Raw genomic sequence first — 26010 nt, 5'->3', positions numbered from 1 at the left:
ACCCGACCGATCGCGAGGCTCATGATGGCGAAAAAGGACCGGTCCCGGGAGCGGGAACCCAGCGACCAGGAACGCCGCGAACAGGAGCTGGAAGGCTCGCCGGAGTGGGCCGACCGCGCCGCGTCGGCGCGTACCCCCGACGATCCGCGGGCGATGGCGCCGCGGGACGCCGGCGGGCGTCCGTCCAACGGACGCCAGTTCTGAGGTACGCACACCGAGCGGCCCCGTCGACGCGGGGCCGCTCGGCCAGCCGGCCCCTGACCGTGGCCGGCCACCCGGGCACGGCCCAGCCGGCGCGGACCGGTCAGCCGGCGTGTTCCGGCAGGTGCATCAGTGGCGCGCGGCCCGGCGGCTGCTCCGGCTGCGGCCCCGACTCGTTTTTCTGCGGCACCGGCACGGTGACCGGCTGGCCGTTTGTGACCCGCAGCTTCTCGCCGTGGTGCAGCAGTTCCAGCGCCGTGTCCGGCCCGCCGTTGCGCAGCGAGTACGTCGTCTGGTGCGGCCGGACGTCGACGCGCAGCCGCAGCGACCGCCACTGCAACGAGAACTCCAGGCGGCTGAGTCGGCTGGAGAGCCGGGGCGCGAAGGAGAGCGTCCCGTCGTGGTCGCGCAACCCGCCGAAGCCGGCGACGAGCGCGATCCAGGCGCCGGCCAGCGACGCCATGTGCACGCCGTCGCGGGTGTTCTCGTTCAGGTCGTGCAGGTCCATCAGCGCGGCCTCGCGCAGATAGCGGTGGGCCAGCTCGGGGAAGCCCACCTCGGCGGCGAGGACCGCCTGGGTGCAGGCGCTCAGCGACGAGTCGCGGACGGTGCGCCGCTCGTAGTAGGTGAAGTTCCGCAGCTTCTCGGCGGCGCTGAACGCGTCGCCCCGCCAGTGCATGGCAAGCACCAGGTCGGACTGCTTGACCACCTGCTTGCGGTACAGGTCGAAGTAGGGGTAGTGCAGCAGCAGCGGGTACTTCTCCGGCGGCGTGTGCTCGAAGTCCCACTCCTGCAACCGGGTGAAGCCCTCCACCTGCTCGTGCACGTCGATCTCGGAGTCGTACGGGACGTGCATGTCCTGGGCGGCGTCCCGCCAGGCGGCGGCCTCCTCCTCGGTGACGCCGAGGTCGAGGGCCTGGTCCCGGTAGCGCATCGCGCAGTCGGCGGCGGTGAGCAGGTTCCGCTGCGCCATCAGGTTGGTGTAGACGTTGTCGTTCTTGACCGCGGTGTACTCGTCCGGGCCGGTCACGCCGTCGATGTGGAACCGGCCGGCGCGGTCGTGGTGGCCGAGCGAGCGCCACAGCCGGGCGGTCTCGACGAGCAACTCCAGCCCGATGTCGCGCTCCAGCGCCTCGTCACCTGTGACGAGCACGTAGCGGCGCAGCGCGTCGGCGATGTCGGCGGCGATGTGGAACGCGGCGGTCCCGGCCGGCCAGTACGCCGACGACTCCGGCCCTTCGATGGTGCGCCACGGGAACGCGGCACCCCGCAGGTTCAACGTGCGGGCCCGTTCCTGCGCCTGGGCCATGGTGTCGTAGCGCCACGTCAAGGCGTCCTTCACCGCGCTCGGCTGCGTGTACGTCAGCACCGGCAGCACGAACATCTCGGTGTCCCAGAACGCGTGGCCGTCGTACCCGGGACCGGTGAGGCCCTTGGCCGAGATCGGCCGCCGTTCCGCGCGGGCACCGGCCTGGAGCACGTGGAAGAGGCCGAACCGGACCGCCTGCTGGACCTCCGGGTCGCCCTCGACCCGCACGTCGGCGGCGTCCCAGAACTCGTCGAGGTATTCCCGCTGCGCGCGTCGCAGCCCGTCCCAGCCGTCGAGCCGGGCGGAGGACAGGGCGGCGCCGACCTGGTCGCGCAGCGCCGGCAGGGACCGCCGGCTGGACCAGCCGTACGTCAGGTACTTGACCACCCGCAGTTTCTCGCCGGGTTTGAGCACGCAGCCGATGGTGGTGCGGACCCAGTCCTCGTACCCCTCGGATTCGATCGTGGTGTGATGCGGGCCGTGCACGTCGTGGCCCATGCCGGCGCCGACCCGCAGGCCGCTGACCTTGGTGCGGTGGATGAGCAGGCCGCCGTCGTCGGTGGTCAGCTCCTCCTCCGCCTGCAACGGTGACTCCAGCACGGCGGCCACGCGCGGGTCGCGGCTCTGCGGCGGCAGCGACTCGTTCGCCACCAGCTCGGACTGGAGGATCAGCCGCAGCGGCCCGTCGACGGCCTCCACCTCATAGTTGATCATTGCGACGGAGCGGTGGGTGAACGACACCAGCCGGGTGCTGCGGACCTTGACCTCGCGGCCGGCGGGGGAACGCCAGTGCAGCTCCCGCTGGAGCGTGCCGGCGCGCATGTCGAGCACCCGCTCGTGGGCGAGCAGCTCGCCGTAGCGGACGTCGAGCGGCTCGTCGTCGACGAGCAGCCGGATCAGCTTGCCGTTCGTGACGTTGACGATGGTCTGCCCGGATTCGGGGAAGCCGAAGCCGGCCTCCGCGTACGGCAGCGGGCGCAGCTCGAAGAACGAGTTCAGGTAGGTGCCGGGCAGGCCGTGCGGCTCACCCTCGTCGAGGTTGCCGCGCAGCCCGATGTGGCCGTTGGAGAGCGCGAAGACCGACTCGGACTGGGCCAGCACGTCCATGTCGAGCCGCACCTCGCGGATGTGCCAGGGCTCGACCGGGTAGGAGCGTTCCCGAATCATGCGGCCGGCTCCGTGGTGAGCAGGTCGGCGAGGTCGGTGACCACCACGTCGGCGCCGTGCGCGCGCAGCTCGTCGGCCTGGCCGACCCGGTCGACGCCGATCACGTACCCGAAGCCGCCGGCCCGCCCGGCGGCCACGCCGGCGAGCGCGTCCTCGAAGACGGCGGCCCGCGCCGGTTCGACGCCGAGCAGCCGCGCGCCTTCGACGAACGTGTCCGGGTGCGGCTTGCCCTGGAGCTTCTGTTGGCGGGCGACAACCCCGTCGACGCGGGCTTCGAGCCAGCGGTCCAGCCCGGCGGCGTGCACCACGGCCGCGCAGTTGGCGCTTGCCGAGACGACCGCGCGGCGCAGCCCGGCCGAGGTGGCGGCCTCCAGGTAGCGCACCGAGCCGTCGTAGACCTCGACGCCGTCGTGTTCGATCCGTTGGAGCAGGACGACGTTCTTGCGGTTGCCGACGCCGTTGACGGTGTCCGCGTCCGGCGGGTCGTCGGGGGTGCCCTCGGGCAGCGTGATGCCGCGCGATTCCAGGAATGAGCGCACCCCGTCGGCGCGCGGTCTACCGTCCACGTACCGGTTGTAGTCCGGCCCGGGGTCGAACGGGCGGAACGGCTCGCCGGTCTCGTCCGACCGACGCCGCAGGAAGGCGTCGAACGTCTCGGCCCAGGCGGCGTTGTGCACCTTGGCGGTCTGCGTCAGTACACCATCCAGATCGAAGAGACACGCGGTCACGTGCGCGGGTAGGCCCAGCATTGTTTGAATCTATCCAGGCGGCTCACCGGGCAAACACGGTTCGGGGCGTCAGCGGTGCGGGCGCAGCGTCCACGTAACGGTGAGCGACGAGGTGACGGTGCTGTCCTCGGTGCCGAGTTCCACCTCGACCGGGAACTCGGGCCGCCGCCCGGCGTCCAGCTCGGCGAGCACGTCGGCCGGCGGACGCCCGAGCCGCGCCGTGGCCAGCACCGACCCCATCGCCACCTTGCGGTAGCGGATGGTCGCGGTCACGGCCAGGGGTACGGCCCGGTCGAGCACCTGCCCGAAGGCGGCCATCACCACCGCGCCGGACGCGGTCTCACCGAGCGTGAACGTGGCGCCGGCGTGGGGGCCGCCCACGTGGTTGTGGTGCGCCGGATCGTCGGGGAGCCGGACCACGGCCCGGACTCCGCCGTCGGCCTCGGGCGCGACCTCGACGATCTCGATCCCGAGGGTACGGGCGAACGGCACGGCTTCGAGGAGGGCCGCCGCCACCTGCCGCGAGTCGATGGACATACCCGAACGCTACTCGCCAGTAACTTCCCCGGCAAGCCCGCCGCGCCGATGCGGGGCTACGGCGGGATGGCTCATTGTCTCTTAATAAGAGACAATGATCTCCGCTGGACGTACCATTGTCTCTTATTAAGAGACAATAGGACATGAGATGATCTACAGAACGCCCGAACTCAGCGACCATGACCGTAATGTCCTGGGCGAGATCCACGACATGCGCCACACTCTCGCGGATGTCTTGCGCAGCCCCCGCCGTTGGACCGGCGGGCTACGACGCACCATGCTGGCCCGGGCCATCCTCGGCTCCAACAGCATCGAGGGTTACGTGGTGGCCGAGGACGATGCCGCCGCCGCGCTCGACGGCGAGGAGCCGCTGAGCGCTGACGATCGCACCTTCGCCGAAATCCGCGGATATCGACAAGCCTTGGGCTACGTGCTGCAGACCGCCGGTGACCCGTACTTCCGCTTCGAGACGTCGACGATCCGGAGCATGCATTACATGATGCTTTCGCACGACCTGGCCAAGAGCCCCGGCCAATACCGCAAAGGGCCGATCTACGTGCACGACGAGCGGACCGACCGACGTGTGTACGAAGGCGCGGACGCGGACGACGTCCCTCACCTGATGGAGGAACTGGCCGAAGACCTGCGGTCGGACGCCACCACCTCTCCGCTCGTCAAGGCATCCATGGCACACCTGAACCTGGTGATGATCCACCCGTTCCGGGACGGTAACGGACGAATGGCTCGCGCGCTCCAGACCCTGGTGCTCTCGCGACGAGCCATCGTGGAGCCCGCGTTCTCCAGCATCGAGGAGTGGTTGGGGAGCAACACCGAGGACTACTACCGGGTGTTGGCGATCACCGGCCAGGGGCACTGGAACCCGGAAGGGCAGGCGCACCTCTGGGTGTCGTTCAATCTGCGCGCCCATCACATGCAGGCCCAGACCGTTGCCCGCCGATTCCGGGAGGCGTCTGAGATCTGGTCGGAACTTGACTCGATCGTCGCCGAAAGAAAGCTTCCCGAGCGTGTGACCGATCTGCTCTACGAGGCGGTGCTGGGATACCGTGTCCGCCGCTCCGGGTACGTCAAGCTCTCCGATGTGGAGGAGAGGACGGCAACCCGGGACCTGACCAACCTTGCCGATCAGGGCCTGCTCGAAGCACGCGGGGAGCGGCGAGGACGACACTACGTTGCCGGATCGACGCTGGCCGAGGTGCGGGAGAGGGTCCGCGCCGCCCGGGCTCCAGTGAGCGACCCCTACCCGGACATGCCGGTCCGTCTCGCGACTGGGGCTGCCACGGCAGCCGAGCCCAGTGACAAACCATAGTCTTCACCGGCCCGTGATCTCGGCGACGCCGTTCAGGATCGTGCTCAGGTTGTGGTGGAAGGTCTCCTCGGCGTCGAGATGGGCGCCGTCGACGACGAGCCGGGCCATGGTGGGATAGCGGCCGGTGTCGAGCATCCGCCTCAGGTAGGGACCGAGCGCGGACTGCCACGCCGACACGTCGGTGCCGGTGGCCCGCGCGGTGCGGCGCTCGGTGATCTCCCGGCGGAGCGCGCCGACGAGGAACGCGCCGAGGGCGCCCGAGGCCCGCTGAAGAGCGCCGATGTCGCGTACACCGGGGGCCCGGCTGAGCGCGGCGACGGTGGCCTCGCCGACGGCGAGTGCGTGTGGCCCCAGGTGTGGCCGCGCGCCGAGCAGGTCGACGAGCCACTCGTGGTCGAGGGCGGCCTCGCGCGTCGCTCGGGCGATGGTCACGACGGCGTCGCGCCAGCCTTCGGCCCCGGGACCCCGGGCACCCTCCGCGATCCCGGCGGACGCCGCGATGCGGGCGTAGACCGAGTCGACCATCAGGTCGAGCAGTTCGGACCGGTTGACCACGTAGTCGTAGAGGCGCATCGGGCCCACGCCCAACTCCTTGGCGAGTTTGCGCAACGACAGCCCGTCGAGACCGTCCGCGTCGGCGAGCCGGATCGCCGTGGTGGCGATCCGAGCCCGGCTCAGCGCCACCGGGGCCGCCCGGGGCCGCGGTTCGGGCCTTTCCCAGACCGGCAGAGGTACGTTACCGTACGGCGTATCCATAAAATACAGTGTACGCTAAGGGAGTTGACGATGCGAATCGCGATCGCCGGTGGCGGCCTGGGCGGCCTGACGCTGGCCCGCATCCTGCGCCGGCACGGCATCGGCGCGGTGGTCTACGAGCGCGAGCCGCACCGCGCCGCGCGGACGCAGGGCGGGTCGCTCGACCTGCACCCGGAGTCCGGGCAGCACGCGCTGGCCGCCGCCGGTCTCGAAGCCCGCTTCCGGTCCGCGGCCCGCCCGCAGGGCGAGGAGCACCGCATCCTCGACCCGGACGGCCGCGTCCTCCTGCACCACGAGCCACCACCCGACACGTTCGACGGGCGTCCCGAGATCGACCGGACCGTGTTGCGTGACCTGCTGCTCGACTCGCTCCCCGGGGACGCGGTGGCGTGGGGCCGCCGGCTCGTCACGGCGACGCCACGGCCCGGCGGGGGTTTCGAGCTGACGTTCGACGGTGGCGACCGCGCCGATTGCGACGTCCTCGTCGGCGCGGACGGCGCGCGTTCGGTGGTCCGGCCGCTGCTGACCGACGTCACCCTGTCCGCCGTCTCCGCCCATGTGGAACTCAACATCAGCGACATCGACAGGCGTTATCCCCAGCTCGCCGAGATGATCGGGCCCGGCAACTTCTGGTGCATCGGCGTGCGCCAGATCCTGTCCGCGCAGCGCCTCGGCGACGGCAGCGTCCGGGTCGGGATCTCCCTGCCGGCGGACGATCGCGATCTCGACGTCTACCGCAGCAAGCGGGCCCTGCTCGACCTGTTCGACGGCTGGAACCCCCACCTCACCGCCCTCATCGAAGCCGGCGACGGCACCCCGATCCCGCGCCGGATCGAGGCGATGCCCGCCGACGCGCGCTGGGGCCATCGACCGGGCATCACCCTCGTCGGCGACGCCGCGCACCTCATGCCGCCGGTCGGTGAGGGCGCCAACCAGGCGATGCTCGACGCCGCCGAGCTGGCCGCGGCCTTCGCCGCCGATCCCACGACGGCCATTCCGGTGTACGAGGAAGCGATGTTCGCCCGGATCCGACCGATCGCGGAGATGTCGGCGCGGGTGCAGGCGATGATGCTGTCCTCCACCGCAGCCGCCGAGATCGTCCGCTTCTTCACGCCCCGGGAGACCGAGCCGGCCGCCGGCGCTTGAGCATCATCTCCAACCGAGGCATGTCGCCACCTCGCCGAAGTGGCGGCATCCCGGGCGACGCACCCGCCACCTCGCCGAAGTGGCGGTATCCCGGGCGAGGCACCTCGCCGAGGTGGCGAAGTGGCGGTAAATCCCGGTCAAGGCGCGTCGCCACCTCGCCGAGGTGGCGGTATCCCGGGGCGCGGTATGCCGCCACCTCGCCGAGCTGGAGTCGATCATGCCGCGGGCGCGGCGTCAGAGGTCAGGCGCGCTTGGTCTGGGCGACGAACGCCGCCCAACTCGCCGGTGTGAACGTCAGCGCCGGCCCCCGCCGGTCCTTGCTGTCGCGGACCCCGACCACGCCGGGCAGGTTGTCCGCCACCTCCACGCAGTTGCCGCCGTTGCCGCTGCTGCGGGTGCTCTTACGCCAGGTCGCGCCGGTCAGCTCCATCGTTTCGCCGCCTCCGAGATCGCCGCCAGGGTCGCACCGTGCGGCATCGCCTCCGCGCGGACGGATTCCCAGGTCTGCCGCAGCGATTTTACGTCCGCCGCGCGCTCCACGATGGAGCCGTGCAACTGGTTGTCGAGGTAGCCCACGTCGTCGCCGTCCGCCGGGGTGGCGAGCACGAACGCGCCGTTGAGCCCCGGGTAGGACCCGACCGTCTCCGGCACCAGGTGCAGGTGCACCCGCGGCCGGCGACCCATCTCGACCAGGTGCGCCAACTGCTCGCGCATCACCTTCGGCCCACCCACCGGACGGCTCAGTACCGAATGGTCGAGCACCACTACGAGTTGCGGCGGCGCCGGCCCATCCAGCACCGCCTGCCGGGCCATCCGTGCGGCCACCTGCTGCTCCAGCGCCTCGCCGACGAACTGCGCGGCACCCTCGTAGAGCGCGCGGGCGTACTCCTCGGTCTGCAACAGGCCCGGGACCACAAGCGCTTCGTAGCTGCGCAGCGCGGTCGCCTCCTGCTCGATGCCCACCCACTCGCGGAACCACGGAAGCAACGACTCCCGCACCAGCGCGGCCCGGATGCGGACCAGCAGGCCGCCGCCGTTGAGCACCTCGTCGCAGCGCTCGGTGAACTCGGTGCGCGGCGCGCGACGGCACTGCTCGACGGCCGCCACCAGCGATGCCGAATAGCTCACCCGCTCGGCGAGCGCCTCCTGGGTCAGCCCGGCCTCGGTGCGGAGCCGGCGCAGCTCACCGGCGAAGAGTTCCCACAATGACGCACGGCTCATCTGCACACCTCTGCACACGAAGGACGGCCGGTCGGACAGCCGGCGATGTGGGGGTGGAACGCCTTCCGACCCTAGCGGCGCGGTGACGAGACTGTCACGCAGCGAAGCCGGATTCGTCCGGAACCCGCGAACGCGAGGAGCGCCCCGTGATCAGTCACCAGCTCGGACAGCCGCCGGACGGGCCGGCGGGGGACCGCCCTTGCGCGTACCCCGGGCATGCCACGCCGCACACGCCGCTGCGCCCGATGTGGTGTTGCCGGGCGTGCGGCCAGCCGTGGCCGTGCGCGACCGCCCGCCTGTTGCTCCGGAGCGAGTACGAGGACAACCAGATCGGCCTGTCGATCTATCTGTGCGGGCTGTTCTACGAGGCGACGCGCGACCTCTACCGGCTCAACCCGGCGGACGCGCCCTCCCCCGCCGACATGTTCGCCCGCTTCGTCGCCTGGGGCCCACACCGCCGCCCGCCCGTCGCACCGGTCCCGCCGCCGGGTGGGTGTTAAGCGGGGCCCCCGCCTATACCAAATGCGTTAAGCGGGGCCCCCGCCTTTCACCTCCAGCCGACGTCGATGCGGTCGCCGCGCTCGTCGAAGAAGTGCAGCGCGTCCATCCGCACCTGCACCGCCAGCGGGTGCCCGGACGACACCTGCGGGTAGGGCGCGAGCCGCACCGCCAGCTCCGCCGGGCGGCGGTGGTGCCGGCCCGGGTCGGGCAGCACGCTCGTGCGGTTGCCGCCGCCCCCGCCGTTCGGGGCGGGCTCCGGCGCGACGGACTCCGCCGCCCGTCCGGTGAGCCGCTGCATCACCTGGCCGAACCGGCGCAGGCTGCGCTGGCCGGGCGCGGTCCGCTCGACCGGAGTGCCCATCTCGTCGACCACGATCGCGGTGGCGCCGATGTCGAGGAAGGCAAGTGACTCGTGGCCGTGGTGCTCCAGGTAGCGGATCCGGCCGTGCAGCACGTCGCCGGCCGTGTCGGGGGCCACCGGGGTCAGCGCCTCGGCGCGCAGGCCGACCACGATCCGCTCGCCGTGGTAATGCGCCACGGCGCGGCTGCGGATGTCGTCCCAGGGCAGGTAGAGCGACTGCTCACCGAGATTCAGCGCGATGTACCGGTCGAGGTGGACATAGACCGACGCCTCCAGCAGGTTCATCCGGGGGCTGCCGAGGAACGCGGCGACGTAGAGCGTCGCCGGTCGCCCGTACACCTGGGTCGGGGTGCCCACGTCCTGGAGCACGCCCTTGCGCATGATGGCGACCCGGTCGGCCATGGTGAGCGCCTCGGCCTGGTCGTGGGTGACGTAGATGGTGGTGACGCCCAGCTCCCGGGTGAGCCCGGAGATCTCCGCCCGCAGCTCGGCGCGGAGGCCGCTGTCGAGGTTCGACAGCGGCTCGTCCATCAGGAACAGGCCGGGCCGGCGCACAATGGCCCGGCCCATGGCCACCCGCTGCCGCTGGCCGCCGGAGAGCTGGCTCGGCTTGCGCGCGAGCACGTCGCCGATGCCAAGCGCGCCCGCCACGTCCTGGATCCGCTCGCCGCGTGATCCCGGCTCGACGCCGCTCAGGCGCAGCGGAAATCCGATGTTGTCGCCGACTGTCATGTGCGGATAGAGCGCGAAATCCTGGAAGACCATGGCGATCTTCCGGTCCCGCGGTGGTAGATCATTGGCGAGCTCGCCGTCGAGCAGGACCGCGCCCGAGGTCGGATCCTCAAGCCCGGCCACCATCCGCAGCACGGTGGACTTGCCGCAGCCCGAGGGGCCGAGCAGGACCATGAACTCACCATCGTTGACGTCCAGATTTATGGTGTCTACCGCGATCGTCCCGTCTTGGAACACCTTGGTGACATCTTTGAGCGCGACGGTGCTCACCGTCACCTCCCCAGTTGTTCGCCCGAACCCGGAACTGACTGTGGCCAGGATCATCGGGTTCGCACATCGGGTAAACGTGCCATGTTCGGTTCGTGACAGTCCTATTACGGGGTAATCGTCAAGCTCCACCGTTAAGTGACCTGCGAGTAACCACTTTCATGCCGGTTCGTCGAGAAACACCCGGCGTACCACCCGCTCGGCGGCCTGCCCGTCGTCGAGCGCGCAGAACCGGGCCCGGAACGCCGCACGCGCCCGCTCGGCGGTTCCGGCCCGCACCGCGCCGGATCGAAAGAGGTCCAGCAGCCCGGGGAAGTCCGTCGCGACCGCGCCCGGCGGCTCGGCCAGCAGGTCGAAGTAGACGCCCCGGGCCACCCGGTACGCGTCCCAGTCCGGGGCGTACACCACGATCGGCCGATCCAACACGGCGTAGTCGAACATCGCCGAGGAATAGTCGGTGACGAGCACGTCCGCGGCCAGATACAGGTCCTCGACCCGATCGTGGGCGCTGACGTCGAGCACCCGGCCCGCCGCCGGCCCGTGCGGCAGCCGCTCCCGGTCGTGGAAGTAGTGGCTACGCATCAACAGCCGCCCGGTCGGCCCGAGCACGTCGAGCAGCCGGTCCGGGTCGAACGGTGGCCGCCAGCCGGGCAGGTGCTCCCGGTGGGTGGGCGCGTAGAGCACCACGTACTCCTCCGCCCCGAGGCCCAGCGCGGCACGGACCCGGCGGCACTCCTCGACGGTGGCGCGGGCCAGCCGGTCGTTACGCGGGTAGCCGACCTCAAGCGTGGTGTAGTCGGCCGGGTACGCCCGCTCCCACATCTGGGTGGAGAAGCTGTTCGAGGTGACGCTGTAGTCCCAGCGGTCCACCCGGCGCAGCAGGCCGGCGAAGTTCATGCCCGTCGCGCCCACCGGGTAGCGCTGCTGGTCCAGCCCCATCACCTTCACCGGCGTGCCGTGGTGGGTCTGCACGTGCACCGAGCCGGGGCGCTTGCGGACGAAGTCCGGGAAGTTGACGTTGTTGACCAGCCAGCGGGCCCGGGCCAGCACCCGGTAACACTCGCGGGTACCGGCGACGACGTACTCCACGCCCGCCGGCAGCGCGGCCACCCGGTCCCGCCGGACGATCCAGACGCCGCGCACCTGCGGGGCGAGCCGGCGGGCCGCCTCGTAGACGGCGGCCGGGTTGCACGAGTAACCCCGGTACCAGTACGCCGCGTAGACCGCCAGCGTCGGATCGATCGGCCGGTGCAGCTCGGCCCGGTAGTACTCGAGCAACGCGCCGTCCCGCGCCCGCCGCACCACCGGCACCAACCGCCGCCGGACCCGGCCCGCCGTCCGCCGGGCGGTCTCCCCGGTCTGGTGCGCCCCGCGCAACGCGCTGAACGTCCGCCACCGGCCGGCCGCCACCAGCCGGTGCTTCAGCCCCTCCACCCCGGGTGGGACCGGATAGCCCGCCGGCGGCCGGAACTGGAGGTAGTCGGCGTGCATCTGGGCGAAGAACGGCGCCCGCAGCTCGGGTGCGATCCGCGCGCCGTTGCCGAGCACGGTCAGGTAGTGCCAGATCATCCGCTCGAAGATCGCCGGCCGCAGCTCGTCCATCCCCCATGTGTCGATCAGCGCGAACACCCGGTGCCACTGGGCGAAGACCTCGAAGTGCCGGTCGCCCCGGGTGCGGGTGATCGCGCCGGTCCGCCGCTGCCGGTAGTGGAGACAGATCCGGTCCAGCACCCCGATCCGCTCGGCGGCCATCAGCGCCGGATAGCTGAACGACACGTCCTCGTACCATCCGGGGGCGAAGCGGAGCCCGCGCTCGACCAGGAACTCCCGGCGGACCAGCCGGTTCCAGGCGGTGTGCAGCAGCCGCAGCGTCTCCGGCCGCTCCGGCAGCGTGAACGTCGCCGCGCCGGGCGGGTCAGGGAACACGTCGCGCATGGCGCTGCGGGTGCCGACGTTGTTCCAGTGCGCCCGGACGTGATCCACGATCAGCACGTCCGGGCGGGTGTCGCGGAGCCGGTCGGCGACGTGCGGCAGGCAGCCGGGCACCAGCCAGTCGTCCCCGTCGACGAACCACACGTAGTCACCGGCGGCTCGGTCCAGCCCGACGTTGCGGGCCGGACCGAGCCCGATGTTCTCGGTGAGCCGGACCGCTTGGACCCGGGGGTCGCGGTCCGCGTACTCGGCCAGGATCTCGCCGCTGTCGTCGGGTGAGGCGTCGTCCACCCCGATGACCTCGATGTCGCCGAACGATTGGCCGAGGATCGAGTCCAGGCATTCCCGCAGGTAGCCCTGCACCCGGTAGGCCGGCACGACGAAGCTGATCAAGGTCATGCCGGCCCGCCCTCCGTCAGCCCGGCGAGCGCGCACCCCCACGGGCGCGGGTCGGCAGGACCACCCAGGCGAGGACCACACTCGCAACAAAAACCACGAAAAGGTACGCAGTAAGTGTAGCCAGAGCGAAGCTCACAAAACCGGTAATTGCCGCTACGGTCAGCAGCAGTGAACGCCCCTCCCAGCCCAGCGTGGCGGTGTGCAACGGCGGGGCCGCCTGCCGCTTCTCCAATCGCGCCGTCAGGTCGTAGTGGTGCAGCGTGAGCACCAGCACGTACCCGAAGATCAACCAGACCGGCGCCCGCCCGACCACCCCCACCGCGATGGCGAACAGATACTCGGCGGCCCGCAACGCGGCCGGCACCAGCCAGTCAAGGGCGCCGTCGTGCCGCGCCCGCGCGCCGAGCGCCGCGACCAGCAGCACCACCAAGGCGACGGCCACCGGCCAGGCCGGCGGCGTGCCGTCCCGCCGGGTCGCCCACCACGCCCAGACCAGCAACGCCGCCGAGGCCAGCGCGCCCAGCACCGCCGACACCAGCGGCCGGCGTGCCACCGGCAGCACCCGGGCCAGCGGGCCGTCGTCACGGTGCAGACCCGCGTCGACAGTGGTCAGCACCGGCACCCGCATCCACCGCGCCCGCAAGGTCCGCAACCCCCCAGTGTACGCGAACGCCAGCGCGCCCCAGACCAGCACCGCGCAGAGCGCCACGAGCGGCCCGAACAGCGCGGTCGCCACCGCGATCAACGCCCACCGCTCACCGATCGGGAACACCACGGTCCGCTTCAGCCAGTACGACACCGAGCCGGTGTCCGCCTGCACCCGGGTCGACGCGGCGTTCAGCTTCCCGCCGATCCCGCCCGCGTCCCCGCTGACCACCTTCTTCGGCCGGCGGGCCGCCTCGTCGTGCAGCGCGCCGTACCAGGTGTCGGTCATGTGCCGCACGGTCTGCAACGTCATCGCGGCAAGCGCCAACGCCCAGCCGTAGCGGAACCCGGCGTGCGTGGCCCCGAAGCCGAGCCCGGCGTAGACCACGTACTCCTTGAACCGGTCGGCCATCGTGTCCAGCCAGCCGCCCCAGGCGCTGAAGTGCCGGGTGTAGCGGGCCAACTGCCCGTCCACACAGTCGAGCACGAAACCCAGGTAGAGCAGGACCGCGCCGGCCACCAGCGCGGGCCGCCCGCCCGCGCCGAACAGCACCGCCGCCGCCACCGCGAACGCCACCGAGACCATCGTGACCCCGGTCGGCCCGATCCCGATCCGGGCCGCCGCCTTCGTGACGTACGGCGACCAGGTGCTGACGAAGAACGTGGTGAAGAAGTCGTCGCGTTCCTTCACCGACAACCTCAGCTCGGCCCGGTCCTCGTCGACCGCCGCCACCGCCGCCTCGGCGTCCGCCCGTTCGGCCGCGTCGCCGACCCGGTGCGCCACGAGCAGGCGTACCCGGTGGGCGAAGATCAGCGTGCCCCGGGCCGCGAGTTCGGCCACGAGCCGGTCCACCGCGGCGAGCGGCCCGCCGACCACGGTCGCCGGCCCCGCCGCCTCGGCGCCGCCCATCGGCCCGGTCGAAGGTCCGGCCGCCTCGACGCCGCCGAAGGGCCCGGTCGACGGCCCGGCCGCCGCGACGCCGCCGAACGGCGCAGCCGCTGCGCGGGCGGCGTCGGCGAGCGCCGGCAGGTCGGCCACGCCGACCCGCAGCGCGCCACCGAACACGCCGGTCGCGTCCGCGTCGCCGACCGCGACCACCTGGCCGCGCTCCTCCCGCACCGTCGCCCGGCCGTCGGCCGGCGGATCGGTGAGCACGAGCGCCACCGTCGGCCCGACCGGGCTGGTCGCGAGATGCCTGAGTACGGCCGTGTGCGCCACCAGGTCGACACCGCTGACAAGCACCGGGCCGGTCGCGGCGGCCACCAGGTCGACCAGCTCGGTCAGGTCGGCGGCCACCCGCACGTCGTCCGCGCCGGCCCGCCGCCACTGCGCGACCAGCGGCTCTTCGCCTACGGTGGCCCCGCCCGCCGCCGGTCCAATGGCTCCGCCCGACGCCGGCTCGGCGGCGAGCACGATCGCGAGCGTCACCGCTGCGCCGCGTCGGCGTAGGCGCGCAACGCCTCGTCGATCGTCCCGTCGACGGTCAACCGTCCGGCGTCGAGGTAGAGCCCCCGACTGCAGAACCGGGTGAGGTCCTTGTCGTTGTGTGACACCAGCACCAGCGTGCGCCCTTCCGCGAGAAGTCGCTCGATGGTCGCATAGCACTTGGCGCGGAACTCCGCGTCCCCGACCGCGGTCACCTCGTCGACCAACAGCACCGGGTGCGGCAGGTGCGTGATCACCGCGAAGCCCAGCCGCACCTTCATCCCCGACGAGTAGTGCCGCACCGACGTGTCGATGGCGCGTTCCACCTGCTCACCGGCGAACGCGACGATCTCGTCGAAGTGCCGGCGCAGGTACGCGGAGGAGAGCCCGTGCAGCCCGCCCACGAGGTAGAGGTTCTCCCGCCCGGTCAGGTCGCCGGAGAACCCGGCGGACAGTTCCAGCAGCGGCGCGACCCGGCCGTGCACCCGGATCGCGCCCTCGTCCGGGATCAGCACGCCGGCGATCAACCGCAGCAGCGTGCTCTTGCCGGTGCCGTTGCGCCCCACCACACCGACCGTCTCGCCCGGCTCGACCCGGAACGACAGGTCCCGCAGCGGCCAGAACCGGCCGGCGTCCGGGTCGCGGGCCCCCCGGTGGATGAGCAGTTCCCGCAGCCGGAGCTGGCGGCGGCGGTTGCGCACGAACCGGATGCCGAGCCCGTCCGCCTCGATGATCGCCGCCACTCAGAGTTCCTTCAGCACGGCCGGTTCCAGCCGGCGGAACGCCCACCAGCCGAGCACGAACACCAGCACGCTGCCCGCCACGGTCACGGTGAGCAGCCGGGCGTCCGGGAACTCGTCCGGATACCAGACCGCGTGATGCAGTTGGAAGATCCCGACCAGCGGGTTCAGCTCGTACCCGAGCTTGAGCCAGCCCGGCATGCCGGAGTCACGGACCAGGTTGAACGGATAGATGATCGGAGTGGCGTAGAACAGCAGCCGGATGACCAGCCGCATGGTCCGCTCGATGTCGCGCATCAGCACGTTGCCCGCCGACAGCAGCAGGGCCAGTCCGACGAGCAGCACGAACTGCACGCTCACCGCCAGCGGCAACGCGAGCAGGCTCCAGCCCGGGTGGATCTTCCCCTGGGCCGCGTAGAGCGCCGCGATGGCGACCAGGATCGGCAGGCCGGCCAGGTACTCGGCGAAACGGCCGGCGACCCGGCCGATCGGGAAGATCGGCCGGGGCAGGTTCATCGTGGTGATCAGCCGGGCCTGTCCGGTGAGCGCGTTCGCCGCCTCGGTCAACGCCGAGCTGGCCCACATCCAGGCGAAGATCCCGGTGATCAGGAACAGCGGGTACGAGCCGGCCGCCTCCCCCAGGTGCCGCCGGGTCGCCCCGGAATAGAGCACGCCGAAGACGAACCAGTAGATCAGGCCCATGCCGAGCGGTTCGATGAGCGACCAGAGGTAACCCAGCACCGACTGCTGGTACTTCACCGCGAGATCCCGCCGGACCAGGATGCGCAGCGAGGTGCGGGCGGACCAGAGCGCCGCGACGCCTGACGTCACCGCACCATCCTCGCGCCTTCTCCTGCCGGCGCGGCGGCGGTCAGCGGCGGATCACCCCAACGAGGTCAGCACTCGATCACGTTGACCGCGAGCCCGCCCCGCGCCGTCTCCTTGTACTTGACCTTCATGTCCGCGCCGGTCTCCCGCATCGTCTTGATCACCTTGTCCAGCGACACGTGGTGCACCCCGTCACCGCGCAACGCCAGCCGCGCCGCCGTGATCGCCTTGATGCTCGCCACCGCGTTCCGCTCGATGCACGGGATCTGCACCAGCCCGCCGACCGGGTCGCAGGTGAGCCCCAGGTTGTGCTCCATGCCGATCTCGGCGGCGTTCTCCACCTGCTCCGGCGTGCCGCCCATCGCCTCGGCCAGCCCGGCCGCCGCCATCGAGCACGCCGAACCGACCTCGCCCTGGCAACCGACCTCCGCACCGGAGATCGACGCGTTCTCCTTGAACAGCACGCCGATCGCGCCGGCCGCCAGCAGGAACCGGACCACCCCGTCCTCGGAGGCCCCCGGCACGAACCGGGTGTAGTAGTGCAACACGGCCGGGATGATCCCGGCGGCGCCGTTCGTCGGCGCGGTGACCACCCGACCGCCGGCCGCGTTCTCCTCGTTGACCGCGAGCGCGAACAACGTCACCCAGTCCATCGCCCGCAGCGGATCGCCGGCGCTCTCCGTCTCCAGGCCGCGCCGCAGCTCGGCGGCGCGACGACGGACCTTCAAACCCCCGGGGAGTACGCCGTCGCGGGTGCAGCCGTTCTCCACGCACTCCCGCATCACCCGCCAGATGTCCAGCAGCCCCGCGCGCACGTCCGCCTCGCCGCGCCAGGACAGCTCGTTGGCGAGCATCACCGCACTTATCGACAGGCCGGTCTCCGCGGTGACGTCGAGGAGTTCCGCCCCGGTCCGGAACGGATGCCGTACCGGCGTGTTGTCCGGCCTGATCCGGTCCGCCCCGGCCGCCGCCTCGTCCACCACGAACCCGCCACCGACCGAGTAGTAGCTGCGCGCCCGTACCTCGTTCCCGTCCGCGTCGAAGGCCGCGAACGTCATCCCGTTCGGGTGGTACGGCAGCGAGCGCCGGCGGTGCAGCACCAGATCCCGGTCCGGGTCGAAGTCGATCTCCTGGCAGCCCAGCAGGCTGAGCCGCCGCTCGGCCCGGATCCGCGCCACCCGCGACCCGACCTCGTCGGTGTCGACCGCCTCCGGCGACTCACCCTCCAGCCCGAGCAGCACCGCCCGGTCACTGCCGTGGCCGTGGCCGGTAGCGCCGAGCGACCCGAACAGCTCCGCCTGCACCCGGGCGACGTCGGCGAGCTGCCCGTCGGCCTTCAGGCCACCCACGAACGTACGGGCGGCCCGCATCGGCCCGACGGTGTGCGAGCTGGACGGCCCGATACCGACACTGAAAAGATCGAAAACACTGATCATGGCTGCACTTTCCTCGCCGTCGTCCCCGTTGTGCGGTTCCGATCCGGTGCGTGTGCCGCGCCCCCGCTGTCCGAGGGTCGACGACCGACGCCCAGGGTGGGGGCGCCCGACCCGCAAGCCTACTCACCCACCCAGTTGCCCACCCCCACCCCATACTCCGGCCCCCCCTTTTCAGGCGGCGACCGGCCCCGCGCCGGCGTCTTGATCGACTCCACTTCGGCGAGGTGGCGGTATCCTCACCCGCTCGACCCCGCCACTTCGGCGAAATGGAGTCGATCAAGTGCGTGTTCCCGCGTCTCGGGAGCCCCTTCCCACGACCCGAACGACTCACCGGACCGCCCCGCCCAAGCTGTTCCACCTACGGCCTTTGGGTGCGTTCGTTGTCGCTCTGGCAACCACAACCGCACCCAAACCCCAGGGACCTCCCCACCACACCTTCCGGCACGGGCAGGGTTGGCGCGTCGGAAGGGGCGCTCCGGGGTAAGCACCTACGGGTGCCCGGGTCGCCGAATCCTCCTCGGGGCCGAGGGCGCGGCGCGCACCCCTTCCTACCGTGGAATCAGCGCGGCGGATCGCCGCAGAAGTGGGAGACGACGATGAGTCGCAAACTGGTCCGGCCCCGCGAGGGGCGCATGATCGCCGGCGTCTGCGCCGGCCTGGCGCAGCGGTTCGGCATGTCGGCCGGGATGGTCCGGCTGCTGTTCCTGCTGTCGCTGCTGCTGCCCGGCACCCAGGTGATCATCTACCTGATCCTGTGGGTGCTGATGCCGAACGAGGACCGCTACCTCGCCACCCGCTGAACCACTCGCTGAACCAGCCGCTGACCCGACCACTGAATCACCCGCTGACCCGACACACGCCCGCCCCGGCTGAACAAGGCCGGGGCGGGGCAGGGAACAACAAGTCAGGGCAGCGCGAAACCGAGGTCAGGGGGCCGTATAGGTGACGGTGACCTTCTCGTACCCGAGGGAGCGCAGCAGCCCCTCCAGCATCTTGCGGGTGTTCTCCTCGGCCCGGGCGGCCATGCCGCTGTCCCGGGCGGCCGAGGTGATGCGGTCCTCGGCCAGCTTGTAGATCTGCTGCTGCCGGTTGGGGTCGCCCGCCACCAGGTCGTTGAGCCGGTTGATCAAGCCGCGCTGCTCCTCGAAGACGTAGCTCTTGTCCATGTCCAGGTCGGTCTCGCCGAGCTGCGGCGCGGGGAGCTTGATCTCGACGGACTTGCCGTCCTCCGAGGCCACCACGGCCCCGTCGCCGATCTTCGCGAAGTCGACGTACGCCTCGACCCGGCCCGCCCCGACGAAGAGCGTGCGCTCGTTGAGCAGGAAGTCGGGCACGTTGCGCCGGTCCTTCTGCACGTCGACCACCACCTGGAAGTTGCCTTCCGCGGCGACGTAGCGGCTCAGGTCGCGGATCGACTTGAGCAGCGGCGGCTGGCTGCGGTCGGTCTGCTCCTTAGCGAACGGGTTGCGGAAGTCGGGCAGCAGGTTTGTCGCCTGCACGCCGAGCAGCACCACCACCGCCAGCGCGGCCACGCCGAGCACCCAGAGCAGGCCGCGCGCGGGGCTGCCGGCCGGGGGCGGCGGGGCGCCCGGCTCCGGCCCGACCGGCGGCTCCGCCCGGTCGTGCAGGGACTCGCTGGTGGGGTATTCCGGAAACTCCCTGGTGGGCTGGTTGATGTCACCATTGCGGGCCATCGCCACTCACCGTCCTCGTCCGACACATCGACTGACAATGACGGTACGGGTAGCGTGCGACACTCGCGCGTCGAGTGCCGCGATCGGGGAGAACCGCAGGTCAGGAGAAGGCGGAGAGGCCGGTCAGCCGCTGCCCGATGACGAGCTGATGGATTTCCGAGGTGCCCTCGTAGGTGAGCACGCTCTCCAGATTGTTGGCGTGCCGCATCACCGGGTAGTCCCCCGAGACGCCGTTCGCGCCGAGAATGGTGCGGCACTGCCGGGCGATGTCGAGCGCCTCCCGCACGTTGTTCAGCTTGCCCACGCTCACCTGCTCGGGCCGCAGCGCCCCGGCGTCGGCGAGCCGGCCCAGGTGCAGCGCCAGCAGCAGCCCCTTGTTCCACTCCACCGCCATGTCGGCGAGCTTGGCCTGGGTGAGCTGGAAGCCGGCGAGCGGCCGACCGAACTGGGTGCGGGTGGTCGCGTACGACAAGGCGGTTTCCAGGCAGTCGCGGGCCGCGCCGAGCGCGCCCCAGACGATGCCGTGCCGGGCCTCGGTCAGGCAGCTCAGCGGCGCTTTCAGCCCGGCCGCGTCGGGCAGTTGCGCGTCCGCCGGCAGCCGCACGTCGTCGAGCGCGATCTCGCCGGTGAGCGAGGCACGGAGGGACATCTTGCGCCGGATCTCGCGCGCCGTCACACCCGGCGTGTCCATGGGTACGAGAAAACCGCGCACGCCGGAGTCGGTGCGGGCCCAGATCACGGCGACATCGGCGATCGGCGCGTTGGTGATCCACATCTTGCCGCCGGTGAGGATCCAGTCGTCGCCGTCCCGGCGCGCCCGGGTGGCCATCGACGCCGGGTCGGAGCCGTGGTCCGGCTCGGTCAGGCCGAAGCAGCCGATCGCGTCGCCGGTCGCCATGGCCGGCAGCCAGCGTTGCTTCTGCTCCTCGCTGCCGAAGCGCCAGATCGCGTACATGGCGAGCGAGCCCTGCACCGACACCAGCGAGCGGACACCGGAGTCGCCGGCCTCCAACTCCAGGCAGGCCAGCCCGTACGCGACGGCGGACGCGCCGGCGCAGCCGTACCCGGTCAGGTGCATGCCGAGCAGGCCGAGCTTGCCGAACTCGCGGGCCAGCTCGCGGGCCGGCACGTCGCCGTCCTCATACCAGCCGGCGACGTGCGGGCGTACCCGGTCGGTCACGAGCTGGCGCACGACGGCGCGGATCTGCCGCTCCTCCTCGCTCAGTGACGCGTCGACGTCGAGCAGGTCGAGAGCGGTCACGCCGTCACTCGCCCTGCTCGCCGAGCACGAGCACCCGGGCGTGGATCTGGTTGCGCTGCTGCAACGCCGCACGCAACGCCCGGTGCAGGCCGTCCTCCAGGTAGAGGCCGCCGCTCCACTGCACCACGTGCGGGAAGAGGTCGCCGTAGAAGGTGGAGTCCTCCGCGAGCAGCTTGTCCAGCGCCAACTCGCGCTTGGTGGTGATGAGCTGGTCCAGCCGCAGTGGACGCGGTGGGATCTCCGCCCACTGCTTCAACGTGAAGTTGTGCTCCGGGTAGGGACGACCGTCCCGGACCGCCCTGAAGATCACGGCGCGCTCTCCTCCCCCAGGCCCGGCTGACGATGTGGGTGCCAGCCTAGCCGCTCAGCTCCACCGCCCCCGCCGCACCACATCATCCACCGGACGCCGCCCCCGGCGAAGCGACGGTGACCGATGGTCGACAGCTCGATAACCGATGGTGACGGCACCGATCGGGTGCAGTTCCGGCGGTACCCCGAAGGCGTCCCGGTACGCCTCGATCCGCTGCGGCGGGATGCCGAAGAAGCAGGCGCCGAGCCCCTCGTCCACGGCGGTCAGCAGCATCAGCAGCGCGGCGAAGCCGGTGTCCACGTACCAGTAGGGCACCGGCCAGCGCTCCTCGGCGCGGTCCGCCCAGCCCTTGTCCGGCTCGGCGTACCGGTCGAGGTAGGCGTCGCGGTTGGCGTGCGGCACCACGATCAGCGGCGCCCGGCGCATGCCGGCCAGCCAGCGTTCCCGGCCGCCGCCGTCCGGGGTGGCCGCCGCCCAGAACCGGTCCCGGTCCGCCGGCTCCTCCAACACGAGGAAGCCCCAGCCCTGGGCGAAACCGGCCGACGGGGCCCGGACCGCGTGCGCCAGCAGCCGGTCCACGGTCTCCGGTGGCACCGGCCGGTCGGGGTCGTAGTTGCGTACCATCCGGCGACGCCGGACGACCTCGGCGAACTCCACGCTCAGACCGCCGGCCGGACGCCCCAGGCACCCCGCCAGGTCTGCCCCGGATCGAGCGTGATCAGGTCCTTGCCGGACCGGAACGCGTCCGGCGGGCAGGTCATCGGCTCCACCGCGACGGAGCGGCGGTGCCGCTCACCGCCGAGCGTGTCCCCGGTGAACACCTGCCACCAGCCGAACTCGCGGTCCGCCCAGATCCGCAGCCCGGTCGTGCCGTCCGGCGCGCCGAGCGTCACCGCCGAGCCGCCGTCGGCGTCCCGCCGCACGTCACCGAAAGCCAGGTCGAGCACCAGGCCGCCGATCGAGCGGGGCGTGGTGAAGTCGTATTCCGTCCCGGCGACCTCGGTCGCCGCCACCGGCAGCAGCCGGCCGTCCACCAGCACCCGCCTGCGCCCCGGCACGCTCAGCAGCAGGTCGTCCACGGCGACCTTGGGCAACTGGAAGTAGGGGTGCACGGAGAAGCCGAACGGCGCCGCCTCGGCGGCCAGGTTCGTCACCTCGTGCGCGGCGTGCAGGCCGTCCGGGCCGACGCTCCACCGGCTGCGCAGCCGCAGCGCCCACGGGTAGCCGGGGGTGGGCGGCAGGTCGTAGCCGATCGTCACACTCGCGGGCGACTGCTCGATCAGCTCCCACCGGGCCCAGTCGACCAGGCCGTGCAGGGCGTTGTGCCGTTCCGGCTCGGTCAGGTCGAGCTGGAAAGAGCGGCCCCCGAACGTGTACGCGCCGTCGCGGATGCGGTTCGGCCAGGGGGCCAGCACGTGCCCGGCCGAGCCGGGGCTCAACTCGTCCTCGGCGTACCCGTCGAGGTAGTCCACCCCGTCGTGGCGGTAGGCCCGCAGCCCACCGCCGACCGCCACCACGACGGCCTCGTGGCCGTCGGCGGAAATGGTCCACTGTGCCCCGGACGGTGCCTGCGCGTCGATCCCCATTCGGCGACCCTACCGTCAGCGGCGTTCCTCGGCGGGGGTGGTGGCGCGATAGCGCAGCAGCGCCGGGAACGCCACCACCAGCAGCGTCGCCAGCACGGCCGCGGCGATCCCGCCACCGACCATGGCGAAGCCGGTGCCGAACCCGGCGGCCGTCGCGCCGGCCCGCAGGTCACCCAGGCGCGGGCCGCCGGCCACCACCACCGTGTTCACGCCCTGGAGCCGGCCGCGCATCCGGTCCGGCGCGTACACCAGCAGCATCGACTGCCGCAGGGTCGCGCTCACCAGGTCGGCGGCGCCGGCCACGCCGAGCAGCAGCACCGCCAGCCAGAGCCGGCCGGCCAGCCCGGCGAACGCGATCGCCACGCCCCAGCCGACCACCGCCCCGGCGAGCGCCAGCCCCTGCCGGCGGACCCGGCCGATCCAGCCGGAGGTGAGACCGCCGAGCATCGCGCCGATGGCGATGGAGCTGTAGAGCCAGCCGACCGCCGCGCCGCCGCCGAAGCGGTCCTGGGCCAGCTCCGGGAAGAGCGCCCGCGGCATGGCCAGGATCATCGCGATCAGGTCGATGGCGAAGGAGAGCAGCAGCACCGGCGTGGTGGCCAGGTAGCGGAAGCCGTCGACGATGCTGCCCAGCCCCGCCCGGCGGACGCCGCCGCCCGGCTCCGGCTCGGGCGGCATCGCCGGCAGCCGCAGCGTGGCCCAGAGCGAGACGGTGAACAGCAGCGCGTCCAACCCGTACGCGATGGGCAGCGCCGCGTCGACGCGCCAGCCGGCGAAGATCAGCCCGGCGGCCAGCGGGCCGAAGACGGCCGCGGCGGTGAACGTGGTGTAGTTCAGCGTGGTGGCCGCCGGGACCAGCTCGGCCGGCACCAGCCGGGGCAGGATCGCGCTGCGGGCCGGCGAGGTGATCGCGAACGCCACCGCCTGCACGCCCACGAGCAGCAGGAGCAGCACCGGGCTGCGCGCCCCGGCCAGGGACTGCACCAGCAGCCCGAGCGTCGCGGCCCAGAGCAGGGTGCCGGCGGCGAGCAGCACCCGCCGCCGGTCCCGGGCGTCCGCGACCGCGCCGCCCCAGAGCCCGAAGACCAGCAGCGGTACGAAACCGGCGACGCCGAGCAGCCCGACCCAGAACGAGCCGCCGGTGAGGTCGAACATCTCCACCGGCACCGCGACCGCGGTGAACTGGAAACCGAACATCGCCACCGCGTTGCCGAGCCACACCCGCCGGTACGCCGGCACGCCCAGCGGACGCAGGTCGATCGCCCAGCGACGCGGTCCACGCGCCCGGGCTTTGGTGATTTCCGTCACGGCGCGAGCCGCTCGACGACCCAGACGTCCCCGCTGGTACGCCGGAACCGCAGCCGGTCGTGCAGCCGGCCGGCCCGTCCCTGCCAGAACTCCACCGTCTCCGGGCGGACCCGGAACCCACCCCAGTGCGGCGGTGCGGGGACCGGCTCGACGCCGGTGAACCGCTCCGTCGCCGCCCGGTACGCGGCGTCCAGCGCGGCCCGGTCCGGCACCACCTCGGACTGGGTGCTGGCCCACGCGCCGAGCTGCGAGCCGCGCGGCCGGCTGGCGAAGTACGTCTCGGTCTCGGCCCGGTCGACCCGCTCCACCCGGCCGGTGACGGTCACCTGCCGCTGCATCGGAAACCACGGAAAGACCAGGCTGGCCCAGGGATTGGCGGTCAACTCGGCGCCCTTGCGCGAGTGGTGGTTGGTGAAGAAGACGAAGCCCTCCGGGTCGTACCCCTTCAGCAGCACGGTGCGGCCACTGGGTCGGCCGCGGTCGTCGGCGGTGCCGAGCACCATCGCGTTCGGCTCGGGCAGCGGGTGCGCCACCGCGTCGGCGAACCAGCGGGCGAACTGCGTGGTCCAGTCCGCGGCCAGGTCCGCCTTGGTCAGGCCCAGGTCGGCGGCGTACTCGTTACGCATGCCGGCCGGGGCGGATGTGTCGCCTGTCACTCTCGCCGTCCCTCTCCCGGGCGCACCGGCGTCCCCCGACGCTGGCCAGGCCCCGACGAACAGTCTTCCCCCACCCGAACGGGTGTCCACCGGCGGGGATGTCGCGTGGCGCACAGTGGCTGTGGGTCGCGGACCTGGTTACCCACCGGGCAAGATGTCACGAACCACATCCCTGAAGGTCGCCTGAGCTGCGGGGCTGGATCAGCCCGCCGGGCGCACCGCACCGGAAGCCTGGAGACGACATGTCCGATTTCAAACCGGGCCTGGAGGGCGTCGTAGCCTTCGAGACCCAGATCGCCGAACCCGACCGCGCGGGCGGATCGCTGCGCTACCGGGGCGTGGACATCGAGGATCTGATCGGCCAGGTCTCCTTCGGCAACGTCTGGGCGCTGCTGGTGGACGGCCGGTTCGGGCCGGGCCTGCCGCCGGCCGAGCCGTTCCCGGTGCCGGTGCACTCCGGCGACATCCGCGTCGACGTGCAGTCCGCGGTCGCCATGCTGGCCCCGTACTGGGGGCTCAGCCAGCTCCTCGACATCTCCGACGTCCAGGCCCGCGAGGACCTGGCCCGGGTGTCGGTCACCGCGCTCTCCTTCGTCGCCCAGTCGGCGCGCGGGCTGGGCCTGCCGGCGGTGCCGCAGAAGGAGATCGACAAGGCGGAGACCATCGTCGAGCGGTTCATGAAGCGCTGGCGGGGTGAGCCCGACCCGCGGCACGTCAAGGCCGTCGACGCCTACTTCATCTCGGCCGCCGAGCACGGCCTGAACGCCTCCACCTTCACCGCCCGGATCGTCGCCTCCACCGGGGCGGACGCCGCGGCCTGCATCTCCTCCGGCATCGGCGCCCTCTCCGGCCCGCTGCACGGCGGCGCGCCGTCCCGGGTGCTCAGCATGCTGGAGGCGGTCGAGCGCGGCGGCGACGCCGAGGGCTACGTCCGGGGCGTGCTCGACCGCGGCGAGCGGCTGATGGGCTTCGGGCACCGGGTCTACCGGGCCGAGGACCCGCGCGCCCGCGTGCTCCGGCGCACCGCCAAGGAGCTGGGCGCGCCGCGCTTCGAGGTCGCCGAGGCGCTGGAGAAGGCCGCCCTGGCCGAGCTTCAGGCCCGCCGCCCCGACCGCGTCCTCGCCACGAACGTCGAGTTCTGGTCGGCCGTGGTGCTGGACTTCGCCGAGGTCCCGGCGCACATGTTCACCTCGATGTTCACCTGCGCCCGGATGGGCGGCTGGTCCGCGCACATCCTGGAGCAGAAGAAGCTTCAGCGGCTGGTCCGCCCGTCCGCCACCTACGTCGGCCCGGGCACCCGCAAGCCGCAGCAGGTCGAGGGTTGGGACGCCATCCCGCACAACGTCTGAGATAGAAGGAGGGGCCCCCGCTTAACGCATTCTGCATAGGCGGGGCCCCTTCTTAACACCCGCCCTGTGTCGTACGCCTCAGGGCTGGGGGTGGGACGAACGGCCGGTCGCGGCCGGTCGGGTGCGAGGATGGGGGCCGGCAGCGCTGCCGGCCGGGTTCGGATCCCGGCCGTCCCGTGCGCCCGGC

Annotated in this window: 25 protein-coding genes; 6 read left to right on the top strand and 19 right to left on the bottom strand. The window is 71.9% G+C overall.

The features are described from left to right. The first annotated feature begins 24 nt into the window (after positions 1–24). Positions 25–204 (top strand): hypothetical protein, encoded by a 180-nt coding sequence (locus O7613_RS28490; RefSeq protein ID WP_281590532.1) that lies wholly within the window; start codon positions 25–27, stop codon positions 202–204. A gap of 100 nt (positions 205–304) precedes the next feature. Here the strand turns inward: O7613_RS28490 and O7613_RS28485 are convergent, their stop codons facing one another. From O7613_RS28485 to O7613_RS28475, 3 genes are read right to left on the bottom strand one after another with little or no spacing between them, the layout of a single operon-like run. Beyond that, positions 305–2677 (bottom strand): glycoside hydrolase family 65 protein, encoded by a 2373-nt coding sequence (locus O7613_RS28485; RefSeq protein WP_282290958.1) that lies wholly within the window; start codon positions 2675–2677, stop codon positions 305–307. Beyond that, positions 2674–3426: a beta-phosphoglucomutase family hydrolase gene (locus O7613_RS28480; protein ID WP_282290957.1), complete on the bottom strand. Its 753-nt coding sequence runs from the start codon at positions 3424–3426 to the stop codon at positions 2674–2676. Before O7613_RS28480 ends, O7613_RS28485 begins: the two co-directional genes overlap by 4 nt. A gap of 48 nt (positions 3427–3474) precedes the next feature. Continuing rightward, the gene (locus O7613_RS28475) at positions 3475–3942 is read right to left on the bottom strand and encodes a DUF4442 domain-containing protein (RefSeq protein ID WP_282290956.1); all 468 of its coding nucleotides are present in this window, start codon (positions 3940–3942) and stop codon (positions 3475–3477) included. A 148-nt stretch (positions 3943–4090) separates the two neighbouring features. On the opposite strand from O7613_RS28475, the gene O7613_RS28470 reads away from it, so the two are divergent. After that, entirely contained in the window at positions 4091–5269 is a 1179-nt protein-coding gene (locus O7613_RS28470) for a Fic family protein (protein WP_281585263.1), read from the top strand. Between the two features lie 3 nt (positions 5270–5272). Here O7613_RS28470 and O7613_RS28465 read toward each other — a convergent pair whose 3' ends face one another. Beyond that, a complete protein-coding gene (locus tag O7613_RS28465; RefSeq protein ID WP_282290955.1) occupies positions 5273–5953 on the bottom strand; it encodes a TetR/AcrR family transcriptional regulator C-terminal domain-containing protein in 681 nt (226 codons plus the stop codon). 102 nt (positions 5954–6055) lie between these two features. Between O7613_RS28465 and O7613_RS28460 the strand changes: the two genes are divergently transcribed. Next, positions 6056–7171, top strand: coding sequence for an FAD-dependent monooxygenase (locus O7613_RS28460; protein WP_282294640.1), 1116 nt, complete (start codon positions 6056–6058; stop codon positions 7169–7171). 241 nt (positions 7172–7412) lie between these two features. Here the strand turns inward: O7613_RS28460 and O7613_RS28455 are convergent, their stop codons facing one another. Then, positions 7413–7601: a DUF397 domain-containing protein gene (locus O7613_RS28455; RefSeq protein WP_281585266.1), complete on the bottom strand. Its 189-nt coding sequence runs from the start codon at positions 7599–7601 to the stop codon at positions 7413–7415. Next, entirely contained in the window at positions 7592–8392 is an 801-nt protein-coding gene (locus tag O7613_RS28450; RefSeq protein WP_281585267.1) for a helix-turn-helix transcriptional regulator, read from the bottom strand. The genes O7613_RS28455 and O7613_RS28450 overlap by 10 nt, the downstream gene beginning before the upstream one ends. A 146-nt stretch (positions 8393–8538) precedes the next feature. On the opposite strand from O7613_RS28450, the gene O7613_RS28445 reads away from it, so the two are divergent. Beyond that, the gene (locus O7613_RS28445) at positions 8539–8892 is read left to right on the top strand and encodes a hypothetical protein (protein WP_282290954.1); all 354 of its coding nucleotides are present in this window, start codon (positions 8539–8541) and stop codon (positions 8890–8892) included. A gap of 47 nt (positions 8893–8939) precedes the next feature. On the opposite strand, the gene O7613_RS28440 is transcribed toward O7613_RS28445, so the two are convergent. The 6 genes from O7613_RS28440 to O7613_RS28415 form a co-directional block, all read right to left on the bottom strand. Further along, the gene (locus O7613_RS28440) at positions 8940–10256 is read right to left on the bottom strand and encodes an ABC transporter ATP-binding protein (protein WP_281585269.1); all 1317 of its coding nucleotides are present in this window, start codon (positions 10254–10256) and stop codon (positions 8940–8942) included. Between the two features lie 156 nt (positions 10257–10412). After that, positions 10413–12584, bottom strand: a complete 2172-nt coding sequence (locus O7613_RS28435) for a bifunctional glycosyltransferase family 2 protein/CDP-glycerol:glycerophosphate glycerophosphotransferase (protein WP_282290952.1) — start codon at positions 12582–12584, stop codon at positions 10413–10415. A gap of 16 nt (positions 12585–12600) precedes the next feature. Continuing rightward, positions 12601–14610, bottom strand: coding sequence for a DUF5941 domain-containing protein (locus O7613_RS28430; RefSeq protein ID WP_282294639.1), 2010 nt, complete (start codon positions 14608–14610; stop codon positions 12601–12603). 44 nt (positions 14611–14654) lie between these two features. After that, entirely contained in the window at positions 14655–15398 is a 744-nt protein-coding gene (locus tag O7613_RS28425; protein WP_281585271.1) for an ABC transporter ATP-binding protein, read from the bottom strand. Beyond that, positions 15399–16226: an ABC transporter permease gene (locus O7613_RS28420; protein WP_281585272.1), complete on the bottom strand. Its 828-nt coding sequence runs from the start codon at positions 16224–16226 to the stop codon at positions 15399–15401. A 65-nt stretch (positions 16227–16291) separates the two neighbouring features. Beyond that, positions 16292–17659 (bottom strand): L-serine ammonia-lyase, encoded by a 1368-nt coding sequence (locus O7613_RS28415; RefSeq protein WP_282290950.1) that lies wholly within the window; start codon positions 17657–17659, stop codon positions 16292–16294. Between the two features lie 596 nt (positions 17660–18255). Here O7613_RS28415 and O7613_RS28410 point away from each other — a divergent pair. Then, complete coding sequence (locus tag O7613_RS28410; protein WP_281585274.1) at positions 18256–18459, top strand: PspC domain-containing protein; 204 nt, start codon at positions 18256–18258, stop codon at positions 18457–18459. 126 nt (positions 18460–18585) lie between these two features. On the opposite strand, the gene O7613_RS28405 is transcribed toward O7613_RS28410, so the two are convergent. The 7 genes from O7613_RS28405 to pdxH all read right to left on the bottom strand — a co-directional run bounded on the left by O7613_RS28405 (position 18586) and on the right by pdxH (position 24444). Beyond that, complete coding sequence (locus O7613_RS28405; protein ID WP_282290949.1) at positions 18586–19353, bottom strand: DUF4230 domain-containing protein; 768 nt, start codon at positions 19351–19353, stop codon at positions 18586–18588. A gap of 100 nt (positions 19354–19453) precedes the next feature. After that, positions 19454–20614: an acyl-CoA dehydrogenase family protein gene (locus O7613_RS28400; RefSeq protein ID WP_282290948.1), complete on the bottom strand. Its 1161-nt coding sequence runs from the start codon at positions 20612–20614 to the stop codon at positions 19454–19456. A 4-nt stretch (positions 20615–20618) separates the two neighbouring features. Further along, positions 20619–20924 (bottom strand): type II toxin-antitoxin system VapB family antitoxin, encoded by a 306-nt coding sequence (locus tag O7613_RS28395; protein ID WP_281585277.1) that lies wholly within the window; start codon positions 20922–20924, stop codon positions 20619–20621. Between the two features lie 54 nt (positions 20925–20978). Next, on the bottom strand, positions 20979–21581 hold the full coding sequence (locus O7613_RS28390; protein ID WP_281585278.1) for a nitroreductase family protein: 603 nt from the start codon (positions 21579–21581) through the stop codon (positions 20979–20981). A gap of 2 nt (positions 21582–21583) precedes the next feature. Beyond that, positions 21584–22510 (bottom strand): aldose 1-epimerase family protein, encoded by a 927-nt coding sequence (locus O7613_RS28385; protein WP_281585279.1) that lies wholly within the window; start codon positions 22508–22510, stop codon positions 21584–21586. A 15-nt stretch (positions 22511–22525) separates the two neighbouring features. Further along, complete coding sequence (locus O7613_RS28380; protein WP_282290947.1) at positions 22526–23818, bottom strand: MFS transporter; 1293 nt, start codon at positions 23816–23818, stop codon at positions 22526–22528. Then, complete coding sequence (pdxH, locus tag O7613_RS28375; RefSeq protein ID WP_282294638.1) at positions 23815–24444, bottom strand: pyridoxamine 5'-phosphate oxidase; 630 nt, start codon at positions 24442–24444, stop codon at positions 23815–23817. The genes O7613_RS28380 and pdxH overlap by 4 nt, the downstream gene beginning before the upstream one ends. Before the next feature lie 272 nt (positions 24445–24716). Here pdxH and O7613_RS28370 point away from each other — a divergent pair, with 272 nt between their 5' ends. Continuing rightward, complete coding sequence (locus tag O7613_RS28370; protein WP_282286379.1) at positions 24717–25823, top strand: citrate synthase 2; 1107 nt, start codon at positions 24717–24719, stop codon at positions 25821–25823. Positions 25824–26010: the final 187 nt, after the last annotated feature.

The organism is Micromonospora sp. WMMD975 (assembly GCF_029581215.1).
Taxonomy (GTDB): domain Bacteria; phylum Actinomycetota; class Actinomycetes; order Mycobacteriales; family Micromonosporaceae; genus Micromonospora.
The sequence above is the reverse complement of the archived record's forward strand: the minus strand, read 5'-3'. Positions and strand labels throughout refer to the sequence as shown.